The organism is Streptomyces sp. NBC_01750 (assembly GCF_035918095.1).
Classification (GTDB): domain Bacteria; phylum Actinomycetota; class Actinomycetes; order Streptomycetales; family Streptomycetaceae; genus Streptomyces.
The window spans coordinates 5039668-5061938 of sequence record NZ_CP109137.1 but is presented as its reverse complement, the minus strand read 5'-3'; the positions used below and the strand labels follow the sequence as shown (position 1 = coordinate 5061938).

At 69.8% G+C, this 22271-nt stretch carries 25 protein-coding genes; 12 read left to right on the top strand and 13 right to left on the bottom strand.

From position 1 onward, the window contains the following. The first annotated feature begins 145 nt into the window (after positions 1–145). Complete coding sequence (locus tag OG966_RS22925) at positions 146–1798, top strand: threonine/serine ThrE exporter family protein (RefSeq protein ID WP_326651656.1); 1653 nt, start codon at positions 146–148, stop codon at positions 1796–1798. An 18-nt stretch (positions 1799–1816) separates the two neighbouring features. On the opposite strand, the gene OG966_RS22920 is transcribed toward OG966_RS22925, so the two are convergent. Next, positions 1817–2512 carry a DedA family protein gene (locus tag OG966_RS22920; protein ID WP_326651655.1) on the bottom strand — a complete coding sequence of 232 codons (696 nt, stop codon included), beginning with the start codon at positions 2510–2512 and terminating at the stop codon, positions 1817–1819. A 203-nt stretch (positions 2513–2715) separates the two neighbouring features. Here OG966_RS22920 and OG966_RS22915 point away from each other — a divergent pair, with 203 nt between their 5' ends. After that, positions 2716–3081, top strand: a complete 366-nt coding sequence (locus OG966_RS22915; protein ID WP_326651654.1) for a YbjQ family protein — start codon at positions 2716–2718, stop codon at positions 3079–3081. 36 nt (positions 3082–3117) lie between these two features. Here the strand turns inward: OG966_RS22915 and OG966_RS22910 are convergent, their stop codons facing one another. After that, on the bottom strand, positions 3118–3876 hold the full coding sequence (locus OG966_RS22910; protein ID WP_326651653.1) for a MerR family transcriptional regulator: 759 nt from the start codon (positions 3874–3876) through the stop codon (positions 3118–3120). 173 nt (positions 3877–4049) lie between these two features. Here OG966_RS22910 and OG966_RS22905 point away from each other — a divergent pair, with 173 nt between their 5' ends. Further along, the gene (locus OG966_RS22905) at positions 4050–5468 is read left to right on the top strand and encodes a glutamate decarboxylase (RefSeq protein WP_326651652.1); all 1419 of its coding nucleotides are present in this window, start codon (positions 4050–4052) and stop codon (positions 5466–5468) included. 68 nt (positions 5469–5536) lie between these two features. Here the strand turns inward: OG966_RS22905 and OG966_RS22900 are convergent, their stop codons facing one another. From OG966_RS22900 to OG966_RS22880, 4 genes are all read right to left on the bottom strand, one after another. Further along, positions 5537–6178 carry a PadR family transcriptional regulator gene (locus OG966_RS22900; protein WP_326651651.1) on the bottom strand — a complete coding sequence of 214 codons (642 nt, stop codon included), beginning with the start codon at positions 6176–6178 and terminating at the stop codon, positions 5537–5539. 329 nt (positions 6179–6507) lie between these two features. Then, positions 6508–7056, bottom strand: a complete 549-nt coding sequence (locus tag OG966_RS22890) for a DinB family protein (RefSeq protein WP_326651650.1) — start codon at positions 7054–7056, stop codon at positions 6508–6510. A 149-nt stretch (positions 7057–7205) separates the two neighbouring features. Then, positions 7206–8663, bottom strand: a complete 1458-nt coding sequence (locus OG966_RS22885; protein ID WP_326651649.1) for an aldehyde dehydrogenase family protein — start codon at positions 8661–8663, stop codon at positions 7206–7208. A 69-nt stretch (positions 8664–8732) separates the two neighbouring features. After that, positions 8733–9596, bottom strand: a complete 864-nt coding sequence (locus tag OG966_RS22880; RefSeq protein WP_326651648.1) for a helix-turn-helix domain-containing protein — start codon at positions 9594–9596, stop codon at positions 8733–8735. A gap of 311 nt (positions 9597–9907) precedes the next feature. Between OG966_RS22880 and OG966_RS22875 the strand changes: the two genes are divergently transcribed. Beyond that, complete coding sequence (locus OG966_RS22875) at positions 9908–10414, top strand: ATP-binding protein (protein ID WP_326651647.1); 507 nt, start codon at positions 9908–9910, stop codon at positions 10412–10414. Between the two features lie 118 nt (positions 10415–10532). Here the strand turns inward: OG966_RS22875 and OG966_RS22870 are convergent, their stop codons facing one another. Next, the gene (locus OG966_RS22870) at positions 10533–10775 is read right to left on the bottom strand and encodes a DUF397 domain-containing protein (protein WP_326655329.1); all 243 of its coding nucleotides are present in this window, start codon (positions 10773–10775) and stop codon (positions 10533–10535) included. Between the two features lie 279 nt (positions 10776–11054). Next, entirely contained in the window at positions 11055–11297 is a 243-nt protein-coding gene (rpsR, locus tag OG966_RS22865) for a 30S ribosomal protein S18 (protein WP_326651646.1), read from the bottom strand. 102 nt (positions 11298–11399) lie between these two features. Here rpsR and rpmB point away from each other — a divergent pair, with 102 nt between their 5' ends. The 4 genes from rpmB (at position 11400) to OG966_RS22845 (ending at position 13304) form a co-directional block, all read left to right on the top strand. Next, positions 11400–11585, top strand: coding sequence for a 50S ribosomal protein L28 (gene rpmB, locus OG966_RS22860; RefSeq protein WP_326655327.1), 186 nt, complete (start codon positions 11400–11402; stop codon positions 11583–11585). Beyond that, on the top strand, positions 11585–11890 hold the full coding sequence (gene rpsN, locus OG966_RS22855) for a 30S ribosomal protein S14 (protein ID WP_326651645.1): 306 nt from the start codon (positions 11585–11587) through the stop codon (positions 11888–11890). The genes rpmB and rpsN overlap by 1 nt, the downstream gene beginning before the upstream one ends. Before the next feature lie 58 nt (positions 11891–11948). Further along, complete coding sequence (locus tag OG966_RS22850; protein WP_326651644.1) at positions 11949–12413, top strand: hypothetical protein; 465 nt, start codon at positions 11949–11951, stop codon at positions 12411–12413. 216 nt (positions 12414–12629) lie between these two features. Then, entirely contained in the window at positions 12630–13304 is a 675-nt protein-coding gene (locus OG966_RS22845) for a hypothetical protein (protein ID WP_326651643.1), read from the top strand. 101 nt (positions 13305–13405) lie between these two features. On the opposite strand, the gene OG966_RS22840 is transcribed toward OG966_RS22845, so the two are convergent. The 3 genes from OG966_RS22840 to OG966_RS22830 all read right to left on the bottom strand — a co-directional run bounded on the left by OG966_RS22840 (position 13406) and on the right by OG966_RS22830 (position 16311). Further along, on the bottom strand, positions 13406–14524 hold the full coding sequence (locus OG966_RS22840; RefSeq protein ID WP_326651642.1) for a DUF2786 domain-containing protein: 1119 nt from the start codon (positions 14522–14524) through the stop codon (positions 13406–13408). 245 nt (positions 14525–14769) lie between these two features. After that, positions 14770–15609 carry a nitrilase-related carbon-nitrogen hydrolase gene (locus OG966_RS22835; RefSeq protein ID WP_326651641.1) on the bottom strand — a complete coding sequence of 280 codons (840 nt, stop codon included), beginning with the start codon at positions 15607–15609 and terminating at the stop codon, positions 14770–14772. A gap of 66 nt (positions 15610–15675) precedes the next feature. Beyond that, complete coding sequence (locus tag OG966_RS22830; RefSeq protein WP_326651640.1) at positions 15676–16311, bottom strand: lipoprotein; 636 nt, start codon at positions 16309–16311, stop codon at positions 15676–15678. An 88-nt stretch (positions 16312–16399) separates the two neighbouring features. On the opposite strand from OG966_RS22830, the gene OG966_RS22825 reads away from it, so the two are divergent. Then, complete coding sequence (locus tag OG966_RS22825; protein ID WP_326651639.1) at positions 16400–16981, top strand: sugar O-acetyltransferase; 582 nt, start codon at positions 16400–16402, stop codon at positions 16979–16981. On the opposite strand, the gene OG966_RS22820 is transcribed toward OG966_RS22825, so the two are convergent. Beyond that, positions 16962–17879: an NADP-dependent oxidoreductase gene (locus tag OG966_RS22820; protein ID WP_326651638.1), complete on the bottom strand. Its 918-nt coding sequence runs from the start codon at positions 17877–17879 to the stop codon at positions 16962–16964. The genes OG966_RS22825 and OG966_RS22820 overlap by 20 nt on opposite strands. Before the next feature lie 126 nt (positions 17880–18005). On the opposite strand from OG966_RS22820, the gene OG966_RS22815 reads away from it, so the two are divergent. The 3 genes from OG966_RS22815 (at position 18006) to OG966_RS22805 (ending at position 21020) form a co-directional block, all read left to right on the top strand. Then, a complete protein-coding gene (locus OG966_RS22815; protein ID WP_326651637.1) occupies positions 18006–18422 on the top strand; it encodes a hypothetical protein in 417 nt (138 codons plus the stop codon). After that, the gene (locus OG966_RS22810) at positions 18353–19273 is read left to right on the top strand and encodes a helix-turn-helix transcriptional regulator (protein ID WP_326651636.1); all 921 of its coding nucleotides are present in this window, start codon (positions 18353–18355) and stop codon (positions 19271–19273) included. The genes OG966_RS22815 and OG966_RS22810 overlap by 70 nt, the downstream gene beginning before the upstream one ends. A 61-nt stretch (positions 19274–19334) precedes the next feature. Next, complete coding sequence (locus OG966_RS22805) at positions 19335–21020, top strand: bifunctional 3'-5' exonuclease/DNA polymerase (RefSeq protein ID WP_326651635.1); 1686 nt, start codon at positions 19335–19337, stop codon at positions 21018–21020. 43 nt (positions 21021–21063) lie between these two features. On the opposite strand, the gene OG966_RS22800 is transcribed toward OG966_RS22805, so the two are convergent. Continuing rightward, positions 21064–22254: a hypothetical protein gene (locus tag OG966_RS22800; protein ID WP_326651634.1), complete on the bottom strand. Its 1191-nt coding sequence runs from the start codon at positions 22252–22254 to the stop codon at positions 21064–21066. Positions 22255–22271: the final 17 nt, after the last annotated feature.

The window sequence follows — 22271 nt, the reverse complement described above, 5'->3', positions numbered from 1 at the left end:
CTGGCGCTGAGCGCGTACTGATACGCCGCTGAGCTGCTCGTACGGGCGGTGCACCCTCGGGGTGCACCGCCCGTCGTTCGTGTGCCCGGGTGTCCATGCCCATACTGAGCTGACACGGCGACACGAGAGGGAGCGAGGACAGCACGTGGTGGCGGAACCGGAGGGTCCGGAAGACCGGAAGCCTCAGTCCGACGAGGCGCACAGCGCCTTCACCCCGCCATCCGGTGTGGGCCAGCCGGAAGCGCCCGAGGAGGACCATCCATCCTCGGAGTTCGCCGTTCCGGCAGGGATCGGCACCGAGGCTCCGGCCGAGCCGGAGGGTTCCGCTTTCGCAGCGCCCCGCACCTACAGCGCCAAGAACTCACCGCCCGCCTTCACCCCGGCGCACGGCATCCCCGTGGTCCGGCTCACCAAGGACGCGCCCTGGCAGGACCGGATGCGGGCGATGCTGCGGATGCCGGTGGGCGAACGGCCGGTTCCCGAGGCGGTGCAGAAGCAGGACGAGGGCGGTCCCGCCGTTCCCCGCGTGCTTGACCTGACGCTCCGTATCGGCGAACTGCTGCTCGCGGGAGGCGAGGGAGCGGAGGACGTCGAGGCGGCCATGTTCGCCATCTCGCGTTCGTACGGACTCGACCGCTGCGAGCCGACCGTCACCTTCACCCTGCTGTCGATCACGTACCAGCCCTCGCTGGTCGACGATCCGGTCACGGCGAACCGGACGGTTCGGCGACGTGGCACCGACTACACCCGACTGGCGGCCGTCTACCGCCTCGTCCACGACATCAGCTCCGAGGAGGCGGAGATCTCGCTGGAGGAGGCCTACCGGCGACTCGCGGAGATACGCCGTAACCGGCACCCGTATCCGGGCTGGGCCCTCACCTCGGCCGGCGGTCTGCTGGCCGGCTCGGCGTCCGTGCTGGTCGGCGGCAATCTGCTGGTGTTCCTGGCGGCTGCGGTCGGCGCGATGCTCGGTGACCGGCTGGCCTGGCTGTGCGCGGGCCGCGGGCTGCCGGAGTTCTACCAGTTCGTGGCGGCGGCCATGCCGCCGGCCGCGATGGGTGTCGCCCTGACGCTGTCACCGCTGGAGGTGCGCGCCTCCGCAGTGATCACCGGTGGACTCTTCGCGCTGATCCCGGGACGGGCGCTGGTCGCCGGTGTGCAGGACGGCCTGACGGGCTTCTACATCACGGCGGCCGCCCGCCTGCTCGAGGTGGGCTATCTCGTCGTGGGCATCGTCGTCGGCGTGCTGATGGTGCTCTATCTGGGCGTCGCGCTGGACGCGGGCCTCAACCCGGAGACCGCCATCCACAGTGTGGAGCGGCCGGTGATCCAGACGCTGGCGGCGATGGCGCTGTCGCTCTGCTTCGCCGTACTGCTGCAGCAGGAGCGCAACACGGTGCCGCTGGCTGCGCTCAACGGCGGAGTGGCCTGGGTGGTGTACGCGGCGCTCGCGGACACCGCGAATGTGCCGCCGGTCGCCGCGACGGCCGTCGCGGCCGGTCTGGTGGGCATCTTCGGGCACATGTTCTCGCGCTACCGGTTCGCGTCCGCGCTGCCGTATGTCACCGCCGCGATCGGGCCGCTGCTGCCGGGTAGCGCGACGTACTTCGGACTGCTGGAGATCGCCAGGAACGATCTCAACGCGGGCCTCGCCTCACTGTCCAAGGCGGCGGCGCTGGCGCTGGCCATCGCGATCGGGGTGAACCTGGGCGGGGAGATCTCCCGGCTGTTCCTGCGGTTGCCGGTCACCGAGGGGCCGGCCGGGCGCCGCGCGGCCAAGCGGACGCGCGGCTTCTAGACCCCCGGCGGGAAGGGGTCAGCGCTTGGCGTGGCGGCCGCGCTGGGCCTGCGGCGCATCGGCCGCCGGTCCGGCAGCGGCGGCTTCCTTCTTGTTCTTGGAGCGGGCCCGCAGGAACTCGATTCCGATGGGGACGACCGAGATCAGCACGATCAGGATCAGGATCGCTTCGATGTTCTTGTTGACGAACTCGATCTTGCCGAGCGCGGCGCCGAGCAGCGTGACTCCCGCGCCCCAGAGCGTGCCGCCGATGACGTTGAAGGTGATGAACGAGCGGTAGTTCATCCGGCTCACACCGGCGATGATCGGCGTGAAGGTACGCACGATGGGCACGAAGCGGGCCAGGACAAGCGACTTGGGGCCGTACTTCTCGAAGAACTCGTGCGCCTTCTCCACGTTCTCCTGCTTGAAGAGCCTGGAGTCGGGGCGTTTGAAGAGCGAGGGTCCGACCTTTCGGCCGAAGAGATAGCCGACTTGGTCGCCGGCGATCGCGGCAAGCACCACCAGGGCGCACACCGCCCACAGCGGCAGGTCGTCCAGGCTCCCGGTCGTCACCAGCAGGCCGGTGGTGAACAGCAGCGAGTCACCCGGCAGGAAGAAGCCGATGAGCAGGCCGGACTCGGCGAAGACGATGACCAGGACACCGATGAGGCCGAACGTCCCGATCAGATAGTCCGGGTCCAGCCAGCTCGGTCCGAGCGCAAGGGTGGTCACGAGGTCCGGGCTCCTGAGTCGATAGTCGGTCGATCGGCGATCGACCTGGTCGGCCGCACAAAGGTACCAACGCCTTCGAGCACCTCCACGTTCCATCCGCCCGTTCAGGATGCACTGTGCGCGGACTGGGACAAAGCTGTGCGTCAGAAGCGTCAGAAGCATCGAACGGCAGCGGACGGCAGAGGTACGGAAGGTGGACGCACATGGGCATCGATGATTACGGCGGCGGACAGGGCAAGCAGTCCGACGTGCTGGTCGTCACCACGAACGACGTACCCGGATTCCAGGTGCAGGAAGTCATCGGCGAGGTCTTCGGTCTGACGGTGCGCTCGCGGCATCTGGGCAGCCAGATCGGGGCGGGCCTCAAGTCGATGATCGGCGGCGAGCTGAAGGGTCTGACCAAGACCCTGGTCGAGACCCGCAACCAGGCGATGGACCGGCTCGTCGAGCAGGCGCGGTCGCGCGGCGCGAACGCGGTGCTGATGTTCCGCTTCGATGTGACGGAAGCGGCGGATGTGGGCACGGAGGTCTGTGCCTACGGCACCGCGGTGGTCCTGGCCCGGACCTGAGCCCTGGACGAGCCCCGTATCCGGACCAGGAATCACTCAGCTGTTGAGCGCGGCGTTGGCGAGGATCGCGTCACGCAGATGGACGGCGAGCCCCGGCCGGGTGGAGTCGTAGAACGCGCGGAACCGTTCGTCCGACACATACATCTCGCCGAGCCCCGTGTGGATCTCGTAGGAGCACTCGTAGAACCACTGGGTGATGTGCCGCCGGTGCTCCTCGGCCAGGTCCATGGCCCGCTCACCGGTCGGCGGCTCACCGGCCGCCATCAGGGCGTCGTAGCGCGCGCTCCAGTCGGCGACCTCGGCCTGCATGCGCTTCCAGTCCTCCTTGGTGTAGGCCGCGGCCCTTCGCTGCGACTCGGCGTAGGTCTCGGTGCCGCCCCAGCGCCGCTCCGCCTCCTGTGCGTACTGCTCGGGGTCCTTGTCCCCGAAGACCTCGAACTTCTCCTCGGGCGTGAGGTTGATGCCCATCTTCTTCGCCTCCATGGCTTGTTCGACGGCGGCGGCCATCTCCTGCAGCTTGGTGATCCGGGCGGACAGCAGCGCGTGCTGCCGGCGCAGGTGTTCCCGCGGGTCCGCGTCCGGGTCGTCGAGCAGTGCCGCGACCTCGTCGAGCGGGAATCCGAGCTCCCGGTAGAACAGGATCTGCTGCAGCCGGTCGAGGTCGGCATCGTCGTAACGCCGGTGGCCCGCACGGCTGCGACCGCTCGGGGCGAGCAGTCCGATCTCGTCGTAGTGATGCAGTGTGCGCACCGTCACTCCGGCGAAACCGGCGACCTCTCCCACGGAGTAGCTCATCGCTTTCCGCTCCCTTCGTTTCCCGGTACGCACCTCAGCCTGAGTCCTCACCTCACGTGAGGTGCAAGCCCGAAGGTGAGGCGCAGCCCCGTCGCCGCCCGACGAGCCGATGTTCTGTTTTATCCGTATCGTCGCGCTTGGACTCATACGGACCGAGGAAGGCAGAGCGACGGATGCCACTCCACAAGGGCGCAAGTGACTCCCCCGGCGAGCAGGAGCGCCGGCTCTCCCTCAACCCCTTCATCGGGGAGGCCGACCCGGTCAGCGGAATGACCACCGCCCCGCCCAAGCACCGGCTTCCCGACGGTCCGATGCCGCCGTCGACCGCGTACCGGCTGGTCCATGACGAGCTGATGCTCGACGGCAACTCCCGGCTCAACCTCGCCACCTTCGTCACCACCTGGATGGAGGAGCAGGCCGGGGTGCTGATGGCGGAGTGCAGGGACAAGAACATGATCGACAAGGACGAGTACCCCCGCACGGCAGAACTGGAGCGGCGCTGCGTGGCCATGCTCGCCGACCTCTGGCGCGCCCCGGAGCCCGGCGCCGTGGTCGGCTGCTCGACCACCGGCTCCAGCGAGGCCTGCATGCTCGCCGGGATGGCCCTCAAGCGCCGCTGGATGCTGCGCAACAGCGACCGCTACCCCGCCACCGCCCGGCCGAATCTCGTCATGGGCATCAACGTCCAGGTCTGCTGGGACAAATTCTGCACCTTCTGGGAGGTCGAACCGCGGCTCGTGCCCATGGAGGGCGACCGCTTCCACCTCGACCCGCAGGCCGCCGCCGATCTCTGCGACGAGAACACCATCGGCGTCGTGACCGTGCTCGGCTCGACCTTCGACGGGTCGTACGAACCGGTCGCCGAGGTCTGCGCGGCCCTGGACGCCCTCCAGGAGCGCACCGGCCTGGACATCCCCGTCCATGTCGACGGCGCGTCCGGCGCGATGGTCGCGCCCTTCATCGACGAGGAGCTTGTCTGGGACTTCCGGCTGCCGCGCGTCTCCTCCATCAATACCTCCGGGCACAAATACGGCCTGGTCTATCCCGGCGTCGGCTGGGCGCTGTGGCGCTCGTCCGCCGAGCTGCCCGAGGAGCTGGTCTTCCGGGTCAACTATCTGGGCGGCGACATGCCCACCTTCGCCCTCAACTTCTCCCGGCCCGGCGCGCAGGTCGTGGCGCAGTACTACACGTTCCTGCGGCTGGGGCGGGACGGGTACCGGGCCGTCCAGCAGACGACCCGCGATGTCGCCGTCGGGCTCGCGGACAAGATCGCCGCCCTGGGTGATTTCCAACTCCTCACCCATGGCGACCAGTTGCCCGTGTTCGCCCTCACCACCGCACCGGGCGTGCAGAACTTCGACGTCTTCGACGTCTCGCGACGCCTGCGCGAGCAGGGCTGGACGGTGCCCGCGTACACCTTCCCGGCGAATCGCGAGGATCTCTCGGTGCTGCGTGTGGTCTGCCGCAACGGTTTCTCGGAGGACCTCGGCGAGCTACTGCTCGAAGACCTGCGGGCGCTGCTGCCGGAACTGCGCCGCCAGCCCCACCCCTTGAGCAAGGACACGGCCGCGGCGACAGCCTTCCACCACTGAGGGCCGCCCGTTCCGGCGCCGGCGGCCGATCCGGCCGGGCGCCGCGCCCAGATCCACGATCGGGCACATCAGCTCCGGTCCTCCTCATGTGGCTCGCCCCTCTCGTACGGGTTCTCCCCGGCCTCGGGGAGCACCCCCACAAACGGCTCACCCTCCCCCGCGAAGGTGTACGCCCCGCCCTCGATCCGCCGGATCAGGCCCTGCGTCCACTCCGCACCCGAATCCGCCGAGGAGACCCACATGTTCATGATCTCGCCGATGTGCCCGATCGACTCGGGCCCGCCCTCGGGCGTGTAGTAGTCCGTCACCGAAGACCGCCACTCCTGGAGTCCGCGCACCCGCTCCTTGAGCAGCGCCACGGCCTCCTCACGCTTCAGGTCGACGATGAAGCCGATCCCCGCCGAGAGCACGTCCGTCTTCTGGTCGTAGGACGTCAGCGACTCGCGCAGCAGCCCGAAGTACTCCTCGGTGCCCTTCCCGGTGATCTCGTACTCGGTACGGGGCGGCCCGCCGGCCGTGGACGGAGCGATCTCATGAGCGTGCAGGAGTCCTTGTTTCGCCATCTGCTTCAGCGCGTGATAGATCGAGCCGGGCTTGGCGTTGGACCACTCATGCGCGCCCCAGTACTCCAGGTCGTTGCGGACCTGGTAACCGTGCGCCCGCCCGTGCTGGCGTACGGCCCCGAGGACGAGCAGCCGGATCGCAGACATCCGCATACCTTTCTATTCAACTTTGACTAGAGTACCTGGCGCGGCCGGGAAGACGTTTTTCACGGACGTGGTGGACGCGCTGTACGAGTCCTTCCTGACCGGCCTGAAGGCAGCGTACGGAAGGATCCCGACGCGCGGTCTGCCGCGGATCGGGACGCTCACTGACACCGGCCACGGGGTTCGCCAGGTCCTGATGACCGACCCCGGCGGCAACCGCATCCGCGTCGGGAAGCGGATCAGCGAGGACCGGCACCACCGGCAGGCTCCACGACGACGACGCGGCGGCCCGTCCGCGTGCAACGGGCCGCCGCGATGGAAGCCGGGAACCCCTAGCCCCAGCTCTGGCCGCTCTCCAGGGCCACCAGCTCGAAGGCGGTCTTGCCGTCCAGCGACTCGCGGACGATGTCCGCGTGGCCCGCGTGCCGGCCGATCTCCTCCACCAGGTGCAGCAGCAGCCAGCGCATCGACACCGCACCGTCCTTGGGGTACCAGGGCTGCGGGGGCAGCGGGAAGGTGTCGTTCAGGCTGGGCACGGAGTGAATGAACTCGGCGGTCTCCTTGGCCACTTCGTCCCAGAAGGCCAGCACGCCGGGGATCGTCTCGTCCCCGGCGAGACGGAAGCTGTCGGTCCAGGTCTCCTCGGTGCGCTGCTTCTCGTTCGGCTTCTGCTGCGCCAGCCGCAGCCAGCCGAGCTCCGTCTCCGCGACATGCTTGAGCAGTCCGGAGAGGGAGAGCTCGCTGGCGCTCGGGCGGCTCGCGGCCTGCCCTTCGGTCAGTCCGAGTACGGAGCGGCGGAGCGCGCCGCGCTGCGCCTCGACGAAGGAGAGGAGCGCGCCGCGCTCGTCGCCCTGGGCCTCCGCGGGAACGTGAGTGACCATGATGTCCGCCCTTCCGGGTGCTTCACGGAGAGGCTGTCCGCCCTCCTTCTGACACCTCTCACGCTACGGACCCTTGCGGTCAGTTTCTGTCCGCAAGGGTCCGTGGGTGCAGAGTTTCCAGAAGGCCGGAACGGGAACTGCGAACGAGGTCAGAACGGGAACTGCGAACGGCCGTGCTGCACCGAGATCCACTTCTGAGTCGTGAAGGCCTCGATCATCGACTCACCGTTCAGGCGCCCGCTGCCGGAGTGCTTCTCGCCGCCGAAGGGGACGATCGGCTCGTCGTGGACCGTGCTGTCATTGATGTGGATCATGCCGGTGTTGATCCGGTGCGCGATCCGCACACCGCGCTCGATGTCACCGGTGTGCACGGCCCCGCTCAAGCCGTACGGAGTGTCGTTGGCGATCCTGACCGCCTCGTCCTCCCCGTCGAACGGCACGACGAGCGCCACCGGGCCGAAGATCTCCTGCGACAGGATCGGCGAGTCGTCCGCCAGGCCGGTCAGCACCGAAGGACCCACCAGATTGCCCTCGGCGCTCCCGCGCAGCAGGGCGGTCGCGCCGCCCTCCACCGTCTGCTCGACCAGCGATGTCACCGCGTCGGCCTGCGTGGAGTTGATGAGCGGGCCGATATGGGTCTGCGGGTCCGACGGGTCGCCGACCTTCAGGGTCCTGACCTTGGCGACGAACTTCTCGGTGAACTCCTTCTCCACCTTCCGGTCCACCAGGATGCGGTTGGCCGCCATGCAGACCTGGCCCTGGTGCACGAAGCGGCTGAAGACCGCCGCGTCCACCGCGTAGTCGACATCGGCGTCGTCGAGCACGATCAGCGCGCTGTTGCCGCCCAGTTCGAGGATGGCCCGCTTGAAGTTCGCCGCGCAGACAGTGGCGACATGCTGTCCCACCTTGTCGGAGCCGGTGAAGGAGATCGCCTTCGGCACCGGGTGCGCGATCAGCGCGTCGCCTATCTCCGCTATGTCGGTGATGACGACATTCAGCAGACCGGCCGACAGACCCGCCTCCTCGAACACCTTGGCCACCAGGGATCCGCCGCAGATCGGAGTGTTCTGGTGCGGCTTGAGCACCACGGCGTTGCCGAGCGCCAGCGCCGGCGCGACCGACTTGATCGACAGCAGGAAGGGGAAGTTGAAGGGGCTGATGACGCCCACGACGCCGACCGGCAGGCGGTAGACGCGGTTCTCCTTGCCGTCGGTCGGCGAAGGAAGGATCCGGCCCTCGGGCCGCAGTGCCAGCTGCACCGCCTCGCGCAGGAACTCCTTGGCGAGGTGCAGCTCGAAGGCCGCCTTCAGATGGGTGCCGCCGAGCTCCGCGATGATCGTCTCGGTGATCTCCTGCTCGCGGTCCTCTATGACCCGCAGAGCCCGCTCGAAGACCAGCCGGCGGGTATACGGATTGGTCGCGGCCCAGCCCTCCTGCGCGCGCTCGGCGGCGCGGTAGGCCTGGTCCACCTCCACAGCGGTGGCGACCGGGATCGAGGCCAGCTTCTCGCCGTCGTACGGGTTGAAATCGATGATGTCCCAGGAGCCGCTTCCCGGCCTCCACTCGCCATCGATGTACTGGTGGGCCAGCTCGGTGAACAAGGACATGTGATCCGATTCCTAACCTCGGAAGGCTGCAGAGGCAGATGCCTGATGTCGCGTCATCGTACTTGCGTTTCAGATGAGTTGAAGAAGACCGCGGAGAAGATCCCGGCTCTCGGCCGGATCCGGGCTGTCCTCCTGGAGCCGCCGCATGACCCGTTCGTACTGAGCGACCTCCTCGCGCTTGTCGAGGTACAGGGCGCTGGTGAGCTGCTCCAGATAGACGAGATCGGAGAGGTCCGACTCGGGGAAGCGCAGCATGGTGAAGGCGCCGCTCTCGCCGGCGTGCCCGCCGAAGCTGAAGGGCATCACCTGCAGTGTGATGTTCGGCTGCTCGGAGATCTCGATGAGATGCCTCAACTGGCCCTGCATCACGGCCCGGTCCCCGTACGGACGGCGCAGCGCGGCCTCGTCGAGCACGGCGTGGAAGCGTGGCGCGCGCTCGGAGACGAGGGCCTTCTGGCGCTCGAGGCGGAGCGCGACCCGGCGGTCGATCTCGGCCCGGGGAGCGTCCGGGATGCCGCGGGTGACCACGGCATGGGCGTATGCCTCGGTCTGCAACAGGCCGTGCACGAACTGCACTTCATAGATGCGGATGAGTGAGGCGGCACCTTCCAGCCCCACATATGTCTGAAACCAGCCGGGCAGCACATCGCCGTAGCTGTGCCACCACCCGGCGACATTGGCCTCCTTCGCGAGGCCGAGCAGGGATCCGCGTTCCGCTTCGTCGGCGACTCCATAGAGCGTCAGCAGATCCTCGACGTCCCTCGCCTTGAAGCTCACCCGTCCCAACTCCATGCGGCTGATCTTGGATTCGGACGCGCGGATGGAGTACCCGGCCGCCTCACGGGTGATGCCACGCGATTCGCGCAGCCGCCTCAACTGTGAGCCCAACAGGATGCGCCGTACCACGGAACCGCTCGACTCGCCTGCGGTCACGACTCCAACCCTCCCCATCGCCTCATAGGTATGCCTGGCGGAGCACCCCCGAACCCCGAGACCCGGGATTCTGCCACCAAAACGCTTCAGCCCGTACTCATTCGATTACGGAAATGAGAAGGCTTCGGGAAGGGGGCGAAAGAGATTGGCGGAAGAAATGAGCAAGAACCGGCACGGGGCCGGACAGGTCCGGCGCGTGCACGTGCATCTGCCCTTGCATCTGCCCTACGCATTCGGAACCATGGTCCTCGCGCACCTGCGTGCTCGTTCGTGTTGTAGCGTCACAGCCGCGATTCCCGGGAGTGCCTCGCATGGGGATGAATGGATCGACCATGCTCGAGCCGTTACGGCAGGGGCTTCCCCCCATCGATCCCGCAGCGGTTTCCAGCTCGGCCTCGTGCGCACTGCCCGCCCGCTATGAAGCGGTGCGCGGAGCACGGCAGTTCACCAAGGCAACGCTCGGCCAGTGGGATCTGAGCGACAGATTCGACGATGTCGCGCTGGTCGTCTCCGAACTCGTCACCAACGCCCTGCGGCACGCGCTGCCCAAGGATCCTCCGCGGGAGGTTCAGGAGCCGCCCGTACGGCTCCACTTGATGCGCTGGACGAGCCGTCTGGTGTGCGCGGTGCGCGACCCCAGCCAGGTCAGTCCCGGGGCCGGCGAGAGCGGCGACATCCCTTTTCCCGACCCCAGTGGTGCGGCCGAGTCGGGCCGTGGTCTGTTCCTGGTGGACTCCTTCAGCGACAGCTGGGGCTGGCACCCGCTCGCCGGGTCGCTGCACGGAAAGGTCGTCTGGGCACTGTTCCTGCTGGGCTAGCCGTACCCCCAGGGGCCGGGTCGGGCCCCTGGGCCGGGCAGGCCAGGCCTCCTGTGCCGAGCAGGACCTCGGGGTTGAGCAGCGCCTCGGGGTTGAGCAGGGTCCGCTTCCGTGCGGGCTACCTCCCCACGATCAGGTGATCGAATTCCCCGTCCTTGACGCCCAGAAGCAACGCTTCGATCTCCGCAGGCGTATATACGAGTGCGGGGCCGTCCGGGTGCCGTGAGTTGCGCATCGCCACGTCCCCGCCCGGCAGCTTGGCGAACTCCACGCACGAGCCCTGGGAGTTGCTGTGTCTGCTCTTCTGCCAGACGACCCCGTGGAGCTCCGTGGCCGCGATGCCGTTGTACGCGTGGTGCACGAGTCGCTCCCGGGGGACAAGGTGCATTAGGTCAACTGTCCCGGATCATAGCTCTGTTCATATGCCAATGCATGAGCAGATGCACGTGCACGCGGGGTGGTCCCTCGGTTACAGCTTCTCGGGCGTCTCCTCCACAAGGAAGCGCCTCCCACACAAGGAAGAGACGCGTGCCGCGCCTTTCCGGATCCCATGTCCGGGTGACCGTCCGGTCGGCGGCGGTCCGGACACCCGTGACACCGGCCCGGCGGACCCGGAGCGCGGGCCCGCCTGCCTGGCGCGTCAGCGGGCGGAGGCGTACGGCAGCAGCGCCATCTCCCGCGCGTTCTTGATCGCCAGCGCCAGCCGGCGCTGCTGCTGGGCGCTCACCCGCGTCACCCGGCGGCTGCGGATCTTGCCGCGGTCCGAGATGAACCTCCTGAGCAGATCGGTGTCCTTGTAGTCGATGTAGATGATCCCCGCCCTGTCCAGCGGATTGGGGCGGGACTTGACAGGCTTGCGCGGGTCGGTGCGGCGCGGGGACATCAGACCTCCAGGAGGGAATCGAAGGCGGGCGGCAGCCGCTTCCAGGCCTCGCGGCCCGCGGCGTACTCGGCATCGGTCAACAGACAGGATTCGAGGAACAACATCTCCCACTCGCACCGGCGCACGTCCCGTCGCTTCGACCCCAACATCCGGCGCAAGCGCTACTGGCTGCCGAGCGAGGGCCGCCGTGTCCGGCTGACGCTGAGCGCCCGCGCGATCAAGACCGTCGACACCATCGGCATCGAAGCGGCCGTGGCCCGGGTCCGTGCCCGCGGGGTGAAGGTCTGATGGCGAAGAAGAGCAAGATCGTCCGTAATGAGCGGCGCAAGGTGATCGTGGAGCGATATACCGCTCGGCGGGCGGAGTTGAAGGAGATCATCCGCCGCCCGGGCACGAGCGAGACCGAAAGGATCGCCGCGCAGGCGGAGTTGCGGCGACAGCCGCGCGACGCGAGCGCCACGCGGGTACGGAACCGGGACAGCGTGGACGGCCGGCCCCGCGGGCATCTGCGGAAGTTCGGGCTTTCCCGGGTGGGGCTTCGTGAACAGGCGCACGCCGGGTTCCTGCCGGGGGTGCGGAAGTCCTCCTGGTAGCTTGGCGCGGTCTTGGATCCAACAAGGCGGTCTTGGAACCAACAAGGGGGACAGAGAAGTGCACAAGCGCGTACGTACGTCAGTCGCCGCGGCGGGTCTTGTCGCGGCCGCCGCTCTCGTACTGTCCGGCTGCGGCAGCGACGGCGGTGACGACGCGGGCAAGGAGAAGGCGTCCACGGCACCGACGGAAGCGGGCGGCGACGCCGGCGCGGGCAGCGGGAACATCGAGGGCGCCTGGGCAGGCGTGACCGAGGGCAAGGCCGTGTCCCTGGCAGTCACCGGCACCAAGGCGGTACTGCTGGCCGACGGGCACGCGTGCACCGGCGAGGTGTCCGACATGGGCAAGCAGATGCTGTCGCTGAAGTGCGCGGACGGGAACACCGACCGCACGATGGGTTCGATCGAGTCCAACGACGGCAAGACGCTGGTCATCTCGTGGGACGCCGGCGCGAAGGACACGCTCATCAAGTCGGCGGCGGGCAAGCTGCCGACGGGGCTGCCGACCGGCATTCCGACTCCCTGACGTAAGGGGCCGGTTACGGGCCACGGACCCTCCCCGGGTCCGTGGCCCGTCGTCGTTCGTGGCCCGTCGTCGTTGCGCCGCCCTGGCGTGTCGGGCTCGTTGTCAGGACAATCGCAGACGCACCAGGCGGTGATCGCCAACGGACACGGGGTGCATCAACTCACGCAGCCCGCAGGCGGATTCACCGACCCCCCAGCACATGCGAAAGGCATCAGGATGACGAACAACCGCGCCATGCGGTACGGCAGCCGTTTACTGGTCACGACCGTGGCCGCGTGCGGGATAGCGGCGGCGGCCGCCCCGAACGCGGCCGCCGATGAGCAGCCGACACTGCCGCAGCTCACGGCGGACTGCGCCTCGGGCGAGGGCAAGTGCACCTTCAACTCCCCCCAGCTGGGCGAGGCGTACCTGGGTGAGTTCCGCCAGGTCTCCGACTCGCTCTTCAACTGCAGTACGTCGGACGCCACTCAGTCCATGACCTGGAACGACACCGTGGGCTCGACCGACTCGGCCGGCGTCTCGGTCACCGCGGGCGGCAAGATCGCGGGCATCATCGACCTGAGTGTGACGGCGACGTACAGCCACACCTGGTCGAGCACGCACTCGGAGAGCAGTTCCCTCGGCATGACGGTCAAGCCCGGTGAAGTGGGCTGGATCTCCCGCGCCCAGGTGATGCAGAAGGTCTCCGGCACCTGGCAGACCCACTACGACAGCCCCAAGTGGGGTCACTACTACTGGTTCTGGCAGGACACCATCACCGGCCCGGCCCCGAACGGCACGGACGGCACGAGCAACGCGGTGGTCGTCAAGAGCCGCAAGATGACCGCTGCGGAGAAGAAGTCCTGCTCCGCCGATGCCCGTGCGGGCAGGGCGCTCGTCCAGCAGCGCTGACCCACGGGCCCCTGCCCCGCCCCAGGGCGGGGCAGGGGATCCGCCGTCGAAGTACGCGTCCCTCGACCCCGCCCTCATCCGGGCGGTTCGCATTGCGGTCCTCAGGGGAGCGGAGGGTGCGCCTTCGGCATACGCGCGGTGTCCGCCGCAGTCGTGCCGTGCTCCCAGCCCGCCAGGTCCGTCACCCCGCGCACCCGGGTGCTCGTCGTACGCGGGAACATCCGGTCCGCGTGATCCGTGACCGCCACGTCCCGGGACGCCAGCACTGGCAGCAGGCCCTCGTCGGCGGTCACACTCTCGGTCGCCGCCGCCAGCCGCTCCCCCAGCCGGCTCGCGTACGCCATCAGGAAGGACTGCCGGAAAGTCTTCGTCCTCTTGCGGCCACCGGCGCGCTGGCCCGCCTCAGCGCGTGTCATCGCCGAGGTCCCCTGCACCAGCAGCGAGGTGTACAGCAGCTCGACCCCTTCCAGATCTGCCTCGAAGCCGACGACCGTCGAGAAGCCGAATCCGCTGTTCCACACCGCGCGGCAGCGGTTCGCAGAGGCGACCGCGTCGAGCAGGATCGCCTTGGCCGTCTCGTACGGCGCGTCCACGCCGATCCGGCAGGCCGCGGGCACATCGGGCCGATGGGTCTGCGCCGCGAGCGCCGCCTCGTCGATACTGTGCCGTGCCATCAGCTCCTGCGCCTTGGCGGTGAGCGCCTCCGCCTCCTGCGGAAAGCCGGTCGCCTCCGCCTTGGCGAGCAACGCGCGGACGCGAGTGAGCATGCGCGGCTCCCCGGCCGACGGAGCCATGTGCAGGGCGGAAGCGCCCGGCACCGGGCCGACGGGCTCGATCGACGGGAGGCGGACCAGCAGCCGGTACAGCTCGAGCACCGCCGTCGCGTACGAGAAGCGGTCGGCGCGCCACTCCCCTGCCTCGAGATCGGCGAGCTGCCCGGACCAGCGGGGTGGCAGCCGCTCCCCGTAGCGCTTCGTCTCCGCGGCGATCAGGCCGCAGACGAGCCGCGCATGGTGTTCGTCCAGGTCGCGCCGGACGATCCGTACGACATCGGCCGGCTGCCAGCCCCGCTCCCACGCCCGGCGCACGAACTCCTCGCCGCGCGTCCGCAGTTCAGCGTCGGCGGCCCGGTCAGCCGCGAGCCTCGAGGCCGCGGTGTCAAGCGCCGAGTCGTCCTCCACATACAGCGCACCTGCCAGCGCCTTCTCGACCGTACTCACGTATCGATGATCCCAGGCGGTACGGCCGGCCCTGCCCCGAGGCCCGAGTCACCCGGCCCCCGGCTCCCGGCAGTCATCCGGCCGTGGTGCCCAGCGGCACGGCATGGGCCGCGAGCACGGCCCGGCACATTCGGCGGAGCGCTCATCTTCGGCAGGCGTTCATGCTGTGGCCGGGGGCCGGCGCATCGGTCACGTCCGCGTACGGGAGCGTCCCGCTCCGCCGTGCGGCGGAGCGGGACGCAGACCTAGCTGTCCCCGCCCTCGTCGATCAGCCGCCGGACCTCCCGGTCGATCAGCCCGAGGCGCGCCTCCGCCACCAGCGGCACGGCCCGCCGCTGGCGGCGCGCCTCGTGGATGTCGATGTCGACGGTGACCAGGCCGGGCTCCCACTTGGGGGCCTGGGCCACCACGGCTCCGCGCGGGTCCACGACACGGGACCCGCCCCAGAACGACGCGCCGTTCTCGCTCCCCACACGGTTCACGAAGACGACCCAGCACTGCAGCATCCGTGCCGTGTAGGACAGCAGGCTGTCCCAGTACAGGCCGGTGTCCATCGCCTCGGGGTCCAGGCTGGCCGCGCTGTTCGCCGGTACGATCACGACCTCCGCACCGTCCTGCACGGCGAGCCAGGGCAGCACAGGCTGCCAGGCGTCGTTGCAGACGAGGGTCGCGCCCCGGCCCTGGTTCCGCGGCAGGTCGTACGCGCGCACCGACTGGCCGGGGCTGACGTGCTTGCGCTCCTCCCACGCCAGATAGTTGGGGAGGTACAACTTCCGGTGCGCGTGCAACAGTTCACCGCCGCTGTAGTAGGCGCTGGTGTTGTGCGCCCGCAACCGGGTGTGCTCGTGGAACCCGACCAGCACATCCGTTCCGAGCGTCCCCAGCTCCAGCAGCCGCGGGTCGCGCGCCTCCACCGAGGTGTCCCGCTTCAGCGCGCCCAGGTGGTAGCCGTGCAGGCTCAGCTCGGGGAAGACGACGAGGTCCGCACCCTGAGCCACGGCCTGCTCGATCTGCTCGCGGGCCGTCCGGAGATTCTGGTCCACCTCGCCCAGCGCGCAGTCGGTCTGTGCCAGCGCCACTCGCATGGACCAAGCCTCGCAGCGCCGCGACGATCGGGCACCTCGGGCGGGCCCGTACGGATGCGGGGCCCGTCAGGCGCCGCGCACGCTCTTCTTCGCCAGCTCGTACGCCGGGAGCATCTCCTCGTGCTCCTGCGAGTCGAATCCGCCGAGGTGCAGGACAACCACACCGCGCGGGGTCGTGAAGGCGAGCGCCCGCTCCTTCTTGGGCGCGTCCAGGAACTCGCTGGTGTTCAGGTAGGTCACCTCGGCGGCGGCGTACTCGCCCGCCTTCGTCGCGCTGTACGCGACCTTGTCGCGGCTCTTCGCCTCCGCCGCGACAAACGCTTCGAGCGCCTTTCGCGCGTCGTCGCCGCTGCCGCCGCCGGTCCAGACGCGGAGAAAGCCGATGTTCCCGGCGGGCTTGGCGTCGATCTCGCAGACGAGAGTGACGAGGCCCTGCTTCGGCAGCCCGAACGCCGGGTCGTTCTTGACGGCCTCCGGCTTCCAGTCCGCCGCGAGGTCGAACGAGACGGGCAGTGCGCATGCCGAACCCGCGGCTCCGACCGTGCCGCCCTTCGTGACACTCTTCGCGGCACTCTTCGCGGCCTTCGCCCCGCCCGCCGGCCTGTCCGGCTCCGGCTCGGCCGAACAGCCGGTCAGCACCGCCATCGCCAGCACCGCCGGGACCAGTCCCGCACCTGCGCCGCGCAGCAGACCTCGTACCACGATTACCCCACCCCTGGGTCAGTTCGAACACACTTGATCGATCCCGTGGTCGATCCTAGAGACGTCGACCGCCGTGGAGGGACGTGGGATGGGCGAGAACAAGGACCGCATGCTGGCAGGCGAGTGGTACCTCCCGGACGATCCCGAGCTGGACGCGGACACCGAGCGGCGCTCCGCCCTCTGCGCCGCGTACAACGCGAACGGCGGCGCGGCCCCCGGCCGGCGCGCCGAGATCCTCGCCGGGCTGCTCGGCTCGGTGGGCGAGGACGTTCGCATCCGGCCGCCGTTCCAGTGCGACTACGGCCGCTACATCTTCATCGGCGACCGTACGTTCATCAATTTCAACGCGGTCTTTCTGGATGCCGCTCCGATCACGGTCGGCGCGGACGTACAGATCGGCCCGAACGTCCAACTCCTCACCCCTGCCCACGAGCTGGACACCGAACGCCGCCGGGCAGGCTGGGAGAGGGCCTCCCCGATCATCATCGGGGACAACGTCTGGCTGGGCGGAGGGGTGATCGTCTGCCCCGGCGTGACCATCGGCGAGAACACCGTGGTCGGCGCCGGCTCCGTGGTCACCAAGGACCTGCCGGCCGGGGTGCTCGCGGTGGGCAACCCGGCCCGCGTCGTCCGCGCGCTCACCACCACGCTCATCCCTGGAACGGAGTGATGACCAGCTTTCCGCGCACATGGCCCGTCTCGCTCAGCGCGTGCGCCCTGGCCGCGTCCGCCAACGGGAAGACCTCCACGACCGGAATCCGGATCCTGCCGTCGGCCGCCAGCCGGACGTGCTCCGCCAGGCCGATCTCCGGCCTCTCGGTGCCGCCCGCCGAGAAGCGGACCCCGTGCGCGGCCGCGGCCGGGTCCGCGATGGTGATGATCCGGTCCGTGGTGCCGCCGCGCAGTTCGACCGAGGCCGGCAGGGCGTCCTTGCCCGCCGCGTCGAAGACGGCGTCCACACCCCGGGGAGCGGCCGCGCGGACGCGCTCGACAAGGCCGTCGCCGTACGCGACCGGAGTCGCGCCCAGCTCGCGCAGATAGTCGTGGTTGGCCGTGGAGGCCGTGCCGATGACCGTGACCCCGGCCGCCACGGCGAGCTGGACGGCCGCAGCGCCGACCACTCCGGCGGCCCCGTGCAGCAGCAGCGTCTCGCCGCTGCGCACGCCGAGCAGATCGAGCACCCGCCGGGCGGTCTCGGTCGCGACCGGCAGGGCCGCCGCCTCGGTCCAGTCCAGTCCGGCCGGCTTGAGTACAAAGGACTCGGCCAGGGCGTACTGCGCGTACGCACCGGTAGTGGTCCAGCCCAGCACCTCGTCGCCGACCGATGCGGCGGTCACATCTTCGCCGACCTCGTCGACGATCCCGGCGAACTCCAGGCCCGGGACCGAGGGAAGCGTCGTCGGGGACGCCTGCTCCATCCAGCCGTAACGGATCTTGTAGTCGAGCGGGTTGACCCCCGCCGCCATGACCTTCACCCGCACCTGGCCGGGGCCGGCGTGCGGCTCCTCGGCCTGCGCCAGCCCCAGTACCCCGGGTCCGCCGAACTCTTCGAAGACGATCGCTTCCATGTCTGGCTCCTTCCGCCAGGAACAACCTTCGGTCTACGGCCGGCCAGGACCGGCCAGTCTTTCGGACGGTTCGACCTGGCCGAAGGGACAGCCTCCCGCGCCGCCCGCGGTCGTACGCTGGCCACCATGGAACTCACCGGATCCGTGCCCGCCGCGCCCGCCCTGGCCGCCGCCTACGAGGTGATCCGGCAGCCGCTGGGCGAGATCCTCCCGCGACTGTCCGCGACCCTGGGCACGCTCGTCCCGCATCTGGCCGCCGCCGAGCTGTCGACGAACTGCGCGCACTCGCCGTTCAAGACGTACGGCGACAGCGGTTCGCCGGCCGGACGGATCACCGCCGCCGAACTGCACCCGCTGGTCGCCTCGGTGCCCGCCGGCAGCCCTGGCAGGGCACGGCCGGCATCGCCGGGGCCGAGCACCCGGTGCTCGCGGTGGTCAGTGACGCGACGCCGCGAGGGGCGCTGCTGGTACTCGTGCGGAGCGCGGACAGCGTCATCGCCGCGCCCGACACCGCCGTCGTACAGGCCCTGTGGGACCTGGTGACCAGCCATCGCGACCGGCTCGCCACCGAGGCCGCACCGGGCACACTCGCCCAGTCGCGGGCCGCCGCCGGGGAGCGGGCGAGGGTGATCGCCGAGCTGACCGAGACACATGCGACGGCGCTGTCCGGCCTGCTCGGGGTGTTGCGCAGCCGGAATCTGGACGACGCGGCCGCCCGCACCACGGCCGTCGAGCTGGCCGTCACCGCGCTGGTCGAACTGCGCGCCGAGACAGAACGGGATCGGGCGGTCGCCGAGGAGCCCGCAGGTCAGGCCTTCGCCCGGCTCGCGGACTCACTGCGGCCGATGCTGCGCTACTGCCCGGTGCGGCTGGAGCTGGGCCCGCCCGACTCCGGCCGGCCGCTGGCCGCCGATGTGGCGCACGCGGCGCGCGCGGTCGTACGGGCAGTGCTGCTGACCGTCCTTGAGCAGGACGACGTGAGCCGGATCCATGTCGGTTGGTATCTCGCCGGGAACGAGCTGCGCGCGACGGTACGGGACGACGGCCCTGGCGAGCTCTCCATCTGCGCGCTCGGCCCGCACAGGGTCGGCGAGCGGCTCGAGGTGCTGGGCGGGCGGCTGGACGTGGACGCGGTGCCGGGGTGGGGCACCACGGTCACGGCGACGATCCCGCTCGGAGCGCCGGAGACGGCCCGCGTCCAACCGCTCGGCTCGCTGGGGGCCCGGGAGCTGGAGGTGCTGACACATCTGGCCCGCGGGCACCGCAATCGCCTGATCGCGCAGGAGCTGCACATCAGCGAGTCGACGGTGAAGTTCCACGTCGCGAACATCCTGACCAAGCTGGGGGTGGCGTCGCGCGGCGAGGCGTCGGCGCTCTTCCACGCGGTGGCCTGACACTCCTCGCTCCGACGCTCCGGCGGCTCCGTTGTCAGACCCGGCTGCCACACTCGCGTCCATGAGCGAACGATGGGCTCTGGCGGCGGCGGAGGGCAGCGGGGCGCGGCTCGTCCCCCTCGGCCCCGGCGGCCTGCCCACCGGGCCTGTCCAGGAGGAGCCCGACCTGGCCGAGGCGGTCCGCTCCCGGCCGGAGGTCGGCAGGTGGGTCTGGCGCTCCACCGCCGAGATCTATCCGCGGCTCCTGGCGGCCGGGGTCCGCGTCGAGCGGTGTTACGACATCGAGGACGCGGAGCTGCTGCTGCTCGGCCACGAAGGCCGGCTCGGGGAGCCCCGCTCGGCGGCGGCAGCCTGGGCGCGGCTGCGCAATGCTCCCGTACCGGCCGATCCGCCGCAGCGCGCGGCCGAACCGGGCTCGCAGTCCTCGCTCTTCGAGCCGCTGCCCATGTCCGTACCGCTGGAGGCTCTCCTCGAGGTCTACGCCGATCAGCAGCGAAGACACGACGCGGCCGAGCATCCGGGGCGGATGCGGCTGCTGACCGCGGCCGAGTCGGCCGGGATGCTGGTGGCCGCGGAGATGAACCGCTCGGGGCTGCCGTGGCGGGCGGATGTGCACCGGGCGCTGCTGCACGAGCTGCTGGGCGAGCGGTACGCGGGCGGCGGCGAGCCGCGCCGGCTGGCGGAGCTCGCGGACGAAGTGTCGGCCGCGTTCGGCCGCAGGGTGCGGCCCGATCTGCCGGCGGATGTGGTGAAGGCGTTCGCCGGGGCCGGGATCAGGCTGAAGTCCACCCGGCGCTGGGAGCTGGAGGAGCTCGACCATCCCGCCGTGAAGCCGCTGATCGAGTACAAGAAGCTGTACCGGATCTGGACGGCGCACGGCTGGGGCTGGCTCCAGGACTGGGTCCGCGACGGACGGTTCCGGCCCGAGTATCTGCCCGGTGGCACGGTCTCGGGGCGCTGGACGACCAATGGCGGCGGGGCACTTCAGATCCCGAAGGTCATCCGGCGGGCGGTGGTTGCCGACGAGGGCTGGCGGCTGGTGGTCGCCGACGCCGACCAGATGGAGCCGCGCGTGCTGGCCGCGATCTCCCGCGACCCGGGCCTGATGGATGTGGCGGGACACGAGGGCGATCTGTACTCGGCCCTGTCCGACCGGGCGTTCTCCGGCGACCGCGACCACGCCAAGGTCGCGCTGCTGGGCGCGATCTACGGCCAGACATCGGGCGACGGCCTGAAGAACCTGGCGATGCTGCGGCGCAGATTCCCCAAGGCCGTGGCATACGTCGACGAGGCGGCGCGGGCCGGCGAGGAGGGCCGGCTGGTACGGACCTGGCTGGGCCGGACAAGCCCGCGGGCGGCGGGCTCGGGGGACGACGACGAGGCGGGGATCCCGCAGGCGAGCGAGGAACACCCCTCCCCAGAGAGCGAGTTCACCCCCGGGTACGCCTCTTCGAACGCGCGGGCGCGGGGCCGCTTCACCCGGAACTTCGTGGTGCAGGGCAGCGCGGCGGACTGGGCGCTGCTGATGCTGGCGGCGCTGCGGCAGGCGACCGCGAGTATGCGGGCCGAGCTGGTGTTCTTCCAGCACGACGAGGTGATCGTGCACTGCCCGGCACAGGAGGCGGAGGACGTGGCGAAGGCGATCCGCGCGGCCGGTGAGCTGGCCGGGCGGATCGCCTTCGGGGAGACGCCGGTGCGGTTTCCGTTCACGACGGCGGTGGTGGAGTGTTATGCCGACGCGAAGTGAAGGTCTTGCGTTCGAGGGACCCTTGGCTTGAGGCACCTAGAGGCTACTGGGCCGTGAGCCACACCGGGTCCGTGGCGATGGCCTTCAGCTCCGCCATCGTGATCAGGGGTTTCTTGCCGCTCTTGAGCGAGTTGGGGGTCGGGGCGTTGTAGGCGGAGACCTGGATCGTCAGACCGTTCGGCCGGAAGGTGTCGACCTGCCGGTGCAGGACGCCCGGATGCGCGCCCGCCTTCTCCACGGCGGCCAGCTTCAAGCCGTCCGGGCGAGTCTCCGTCCAGACGGCCTCCCCGCCGGCCGTACGCACCGCCTCGATGTAGGTGCGGTCCCCGGTGTTCTCGTCGACCACGACGACGCGCCCGTCGGCGCCGGTGGCGCCCTCGGAGTACACCTTGAGGCGCTTGGGCAGCAGGGACTTGAGGATGGGCAGCATGTCGCCCGGTTCAGCCCGGGAACCCGGCTTCACGTCACCGAACGGGTTCGGCTCACCGGCTGTGGTGAACGAGCCTTCCACGAACAGCGCGAGATGGCGCAACTTGCCAGGGGCCATCCGTGGATTGCGGCCGCCGGGCGACTCCCCGTTCTCCCCCTTCACATTGTTGGTGGCGAGCTCGATGAGGTACCCGTTGGACGAGACCATCGTGACCGCCCACTTCTTGATGCCGCCCGCCTTGCCCGCATCGGTGTAGCCCTTCACCGCCCTGTTGCCGGGCTGCGTGGTGCACTCCTCGTAGGGGGATCCCTTCTGGGGCGGGCACGTGATCAGCTTCTTGAGCTTCGGGTCCCCCGGTTCGACACGGCGGACCGACAGCGCCACGGCCGCACCGCCCCAGCCGTCCTCGAAGACGATGGACGATGTCGCGGCCTTGGCCGGGTCGGAGCTTCCGTTGCCCTGCAGCTTCGGACGGACGACGCCGATCCCCGCCCTTTCCATACCGTTCTGCAGGATGTTCTTCATCTCGTCGGCCGTGACCTTGAAGTGCCCCGAGCCCGCCGGCGGCACCGGGTCAGCGGCCCGGTCCGCCGTGTCACCGCCGAACGATCCCCCCAGGTACAGCGCAGTCGAGGCCACAACAGCCACGGTCAGCGCGCTTCCGGCCACCGCTGAGACACGGCGGCGGGCGAGCCTGCGGCGGCCGCGGGCCAGGCCGCCGTCCACCAGAGCGCTGCCGCCCGCCGGCCGGAAGGCCTCTCCGGTACGGCGCAGCGCATCGCCCAGTTCGTCTTCAAAGGGCATGATGAACCACCACTTCT

What these genes read in the sequence shown, in the direction of transcription:
- OG966_RS22875 (WP_326651647.1), top strand. Translation starts at nt 9,908, where the DNA reads ATGGGGATGAATGGATCGACCATGCTCGAGCCGTTACGGCAGGGGCTT.
- OG966_RS22800 (WP_326651634.1), bottom strand. Translation starts at nt 22,254, where the DNA reads ATGCCCTTTGAAGACGAACTGGGCGATGCGCTGCGCCGTACCGGAGAG.
- OG966_RS22820 (WP_326651638.1), bottom strand. Translation starts at nt 17,879, where the DNA reads ATGGAAGCGATCGTCTTCGAAGAGTTCGGCGGACCCGGGGTACTGGGG.
- OG966_RS22910 (WP_326651653.1), bottom strand. Translation starts at nt 3,876, where the DNA reads ATGAGCTACTCCGTGGGAGAGGTCGCCGGTTTCGCCGGAGTGACGGTG.
- OG966_RS22885 (WP_326651649.1), bottom strand. Translation starts at nt 8,663, where the DNA reads ATGTCCTTGTTCACCGAGCTGGCCCACCAGTACATCGATGGCGAGTGG.
- rpsR (WP_326651646.1), bottom strand. Translation starts at nt 11,297, where the DNA reads ATGTCCCCGCGCCGCACCGACCCGCGCAAGCCTGTCAAGTCCCGCCCC.
- OG966_RS22845 (WP_326651643.1), top strand. Translation starts at nt 12,630, where the DNA reads ATGACGAACAACCGCGCCATGCGGTACGGCAGCCGTTTACTGGTCACG.
- OG966_RS22905 (WP_326651652.1), top strand. Translation starts at nt 4,050, where the DNA reads ATGCCACTCCACAAGGGCGCAAGTGACTCCCCCGGCGAGCAGGAGCGC.
- OG966_RS22900 (WP_326651651.1), bottom strand. Translation starts at nt 6,178, where the DNA reads ATGTCTGCGATCCGGCTGCTCGTCCTCGGGGCCGTACGCCAGCACGGG.
- OG966_RS22815 (WP_326651637.1), top strand. Translation starts at nt 18,006, where the DNA reads ATGGAACTCACCGGATCCGTGCCCGCCGCGCCCGCCCTGGCCGCCGCC.
- OG966_RS22915 (WP_326651654.1), top strand. Translation starts at nt 2,716, where the DNA reads ATGGGCATCGATGATTACGGCGGCGGACAGGGCAAGCAGTCCGACGTG.
- OG966_RS22805 (WP_326651635.1), top strand. Translation starts at nt 19,335, where the DNA reads ATGAGCGAACGATGGGCTCTGGCGGCGGCGGAGGGCAGCGGGGCGCGG.
- OG966_RS22890 (WP_326651650.1), bottom strand. Translation starts at nt 7,056, where the DNA reads ATGGTCACTCACGTTCCCGCGGAGGCCCAGGGCGACGAGCGCGGCGCG.
- rpsN (WP_326651645.1), top strand. Translation starts at nt 11,585, where the DNA reads ATGGCGAAGAAGAGCAAGATCGTCCGTAATGAGCGGCGCAAGGTGATC.
- OG966_RS22825 (WP_326651639.1), top strand. Translation starts at nt 16,400, where the DNA reads ATGGGCGAGAACAAGGACCGCATGCTGGCAGGCGAGTGGTACCTCCCG.
- OG966_RS22835 (WP_326651641.1), bottom strand. Translation starts at nt 15,609, where the DNA reads ATGCGAGTGGCGCTGGCACAGACCGACTGCGCGCTGGGCGAGGTGGAC.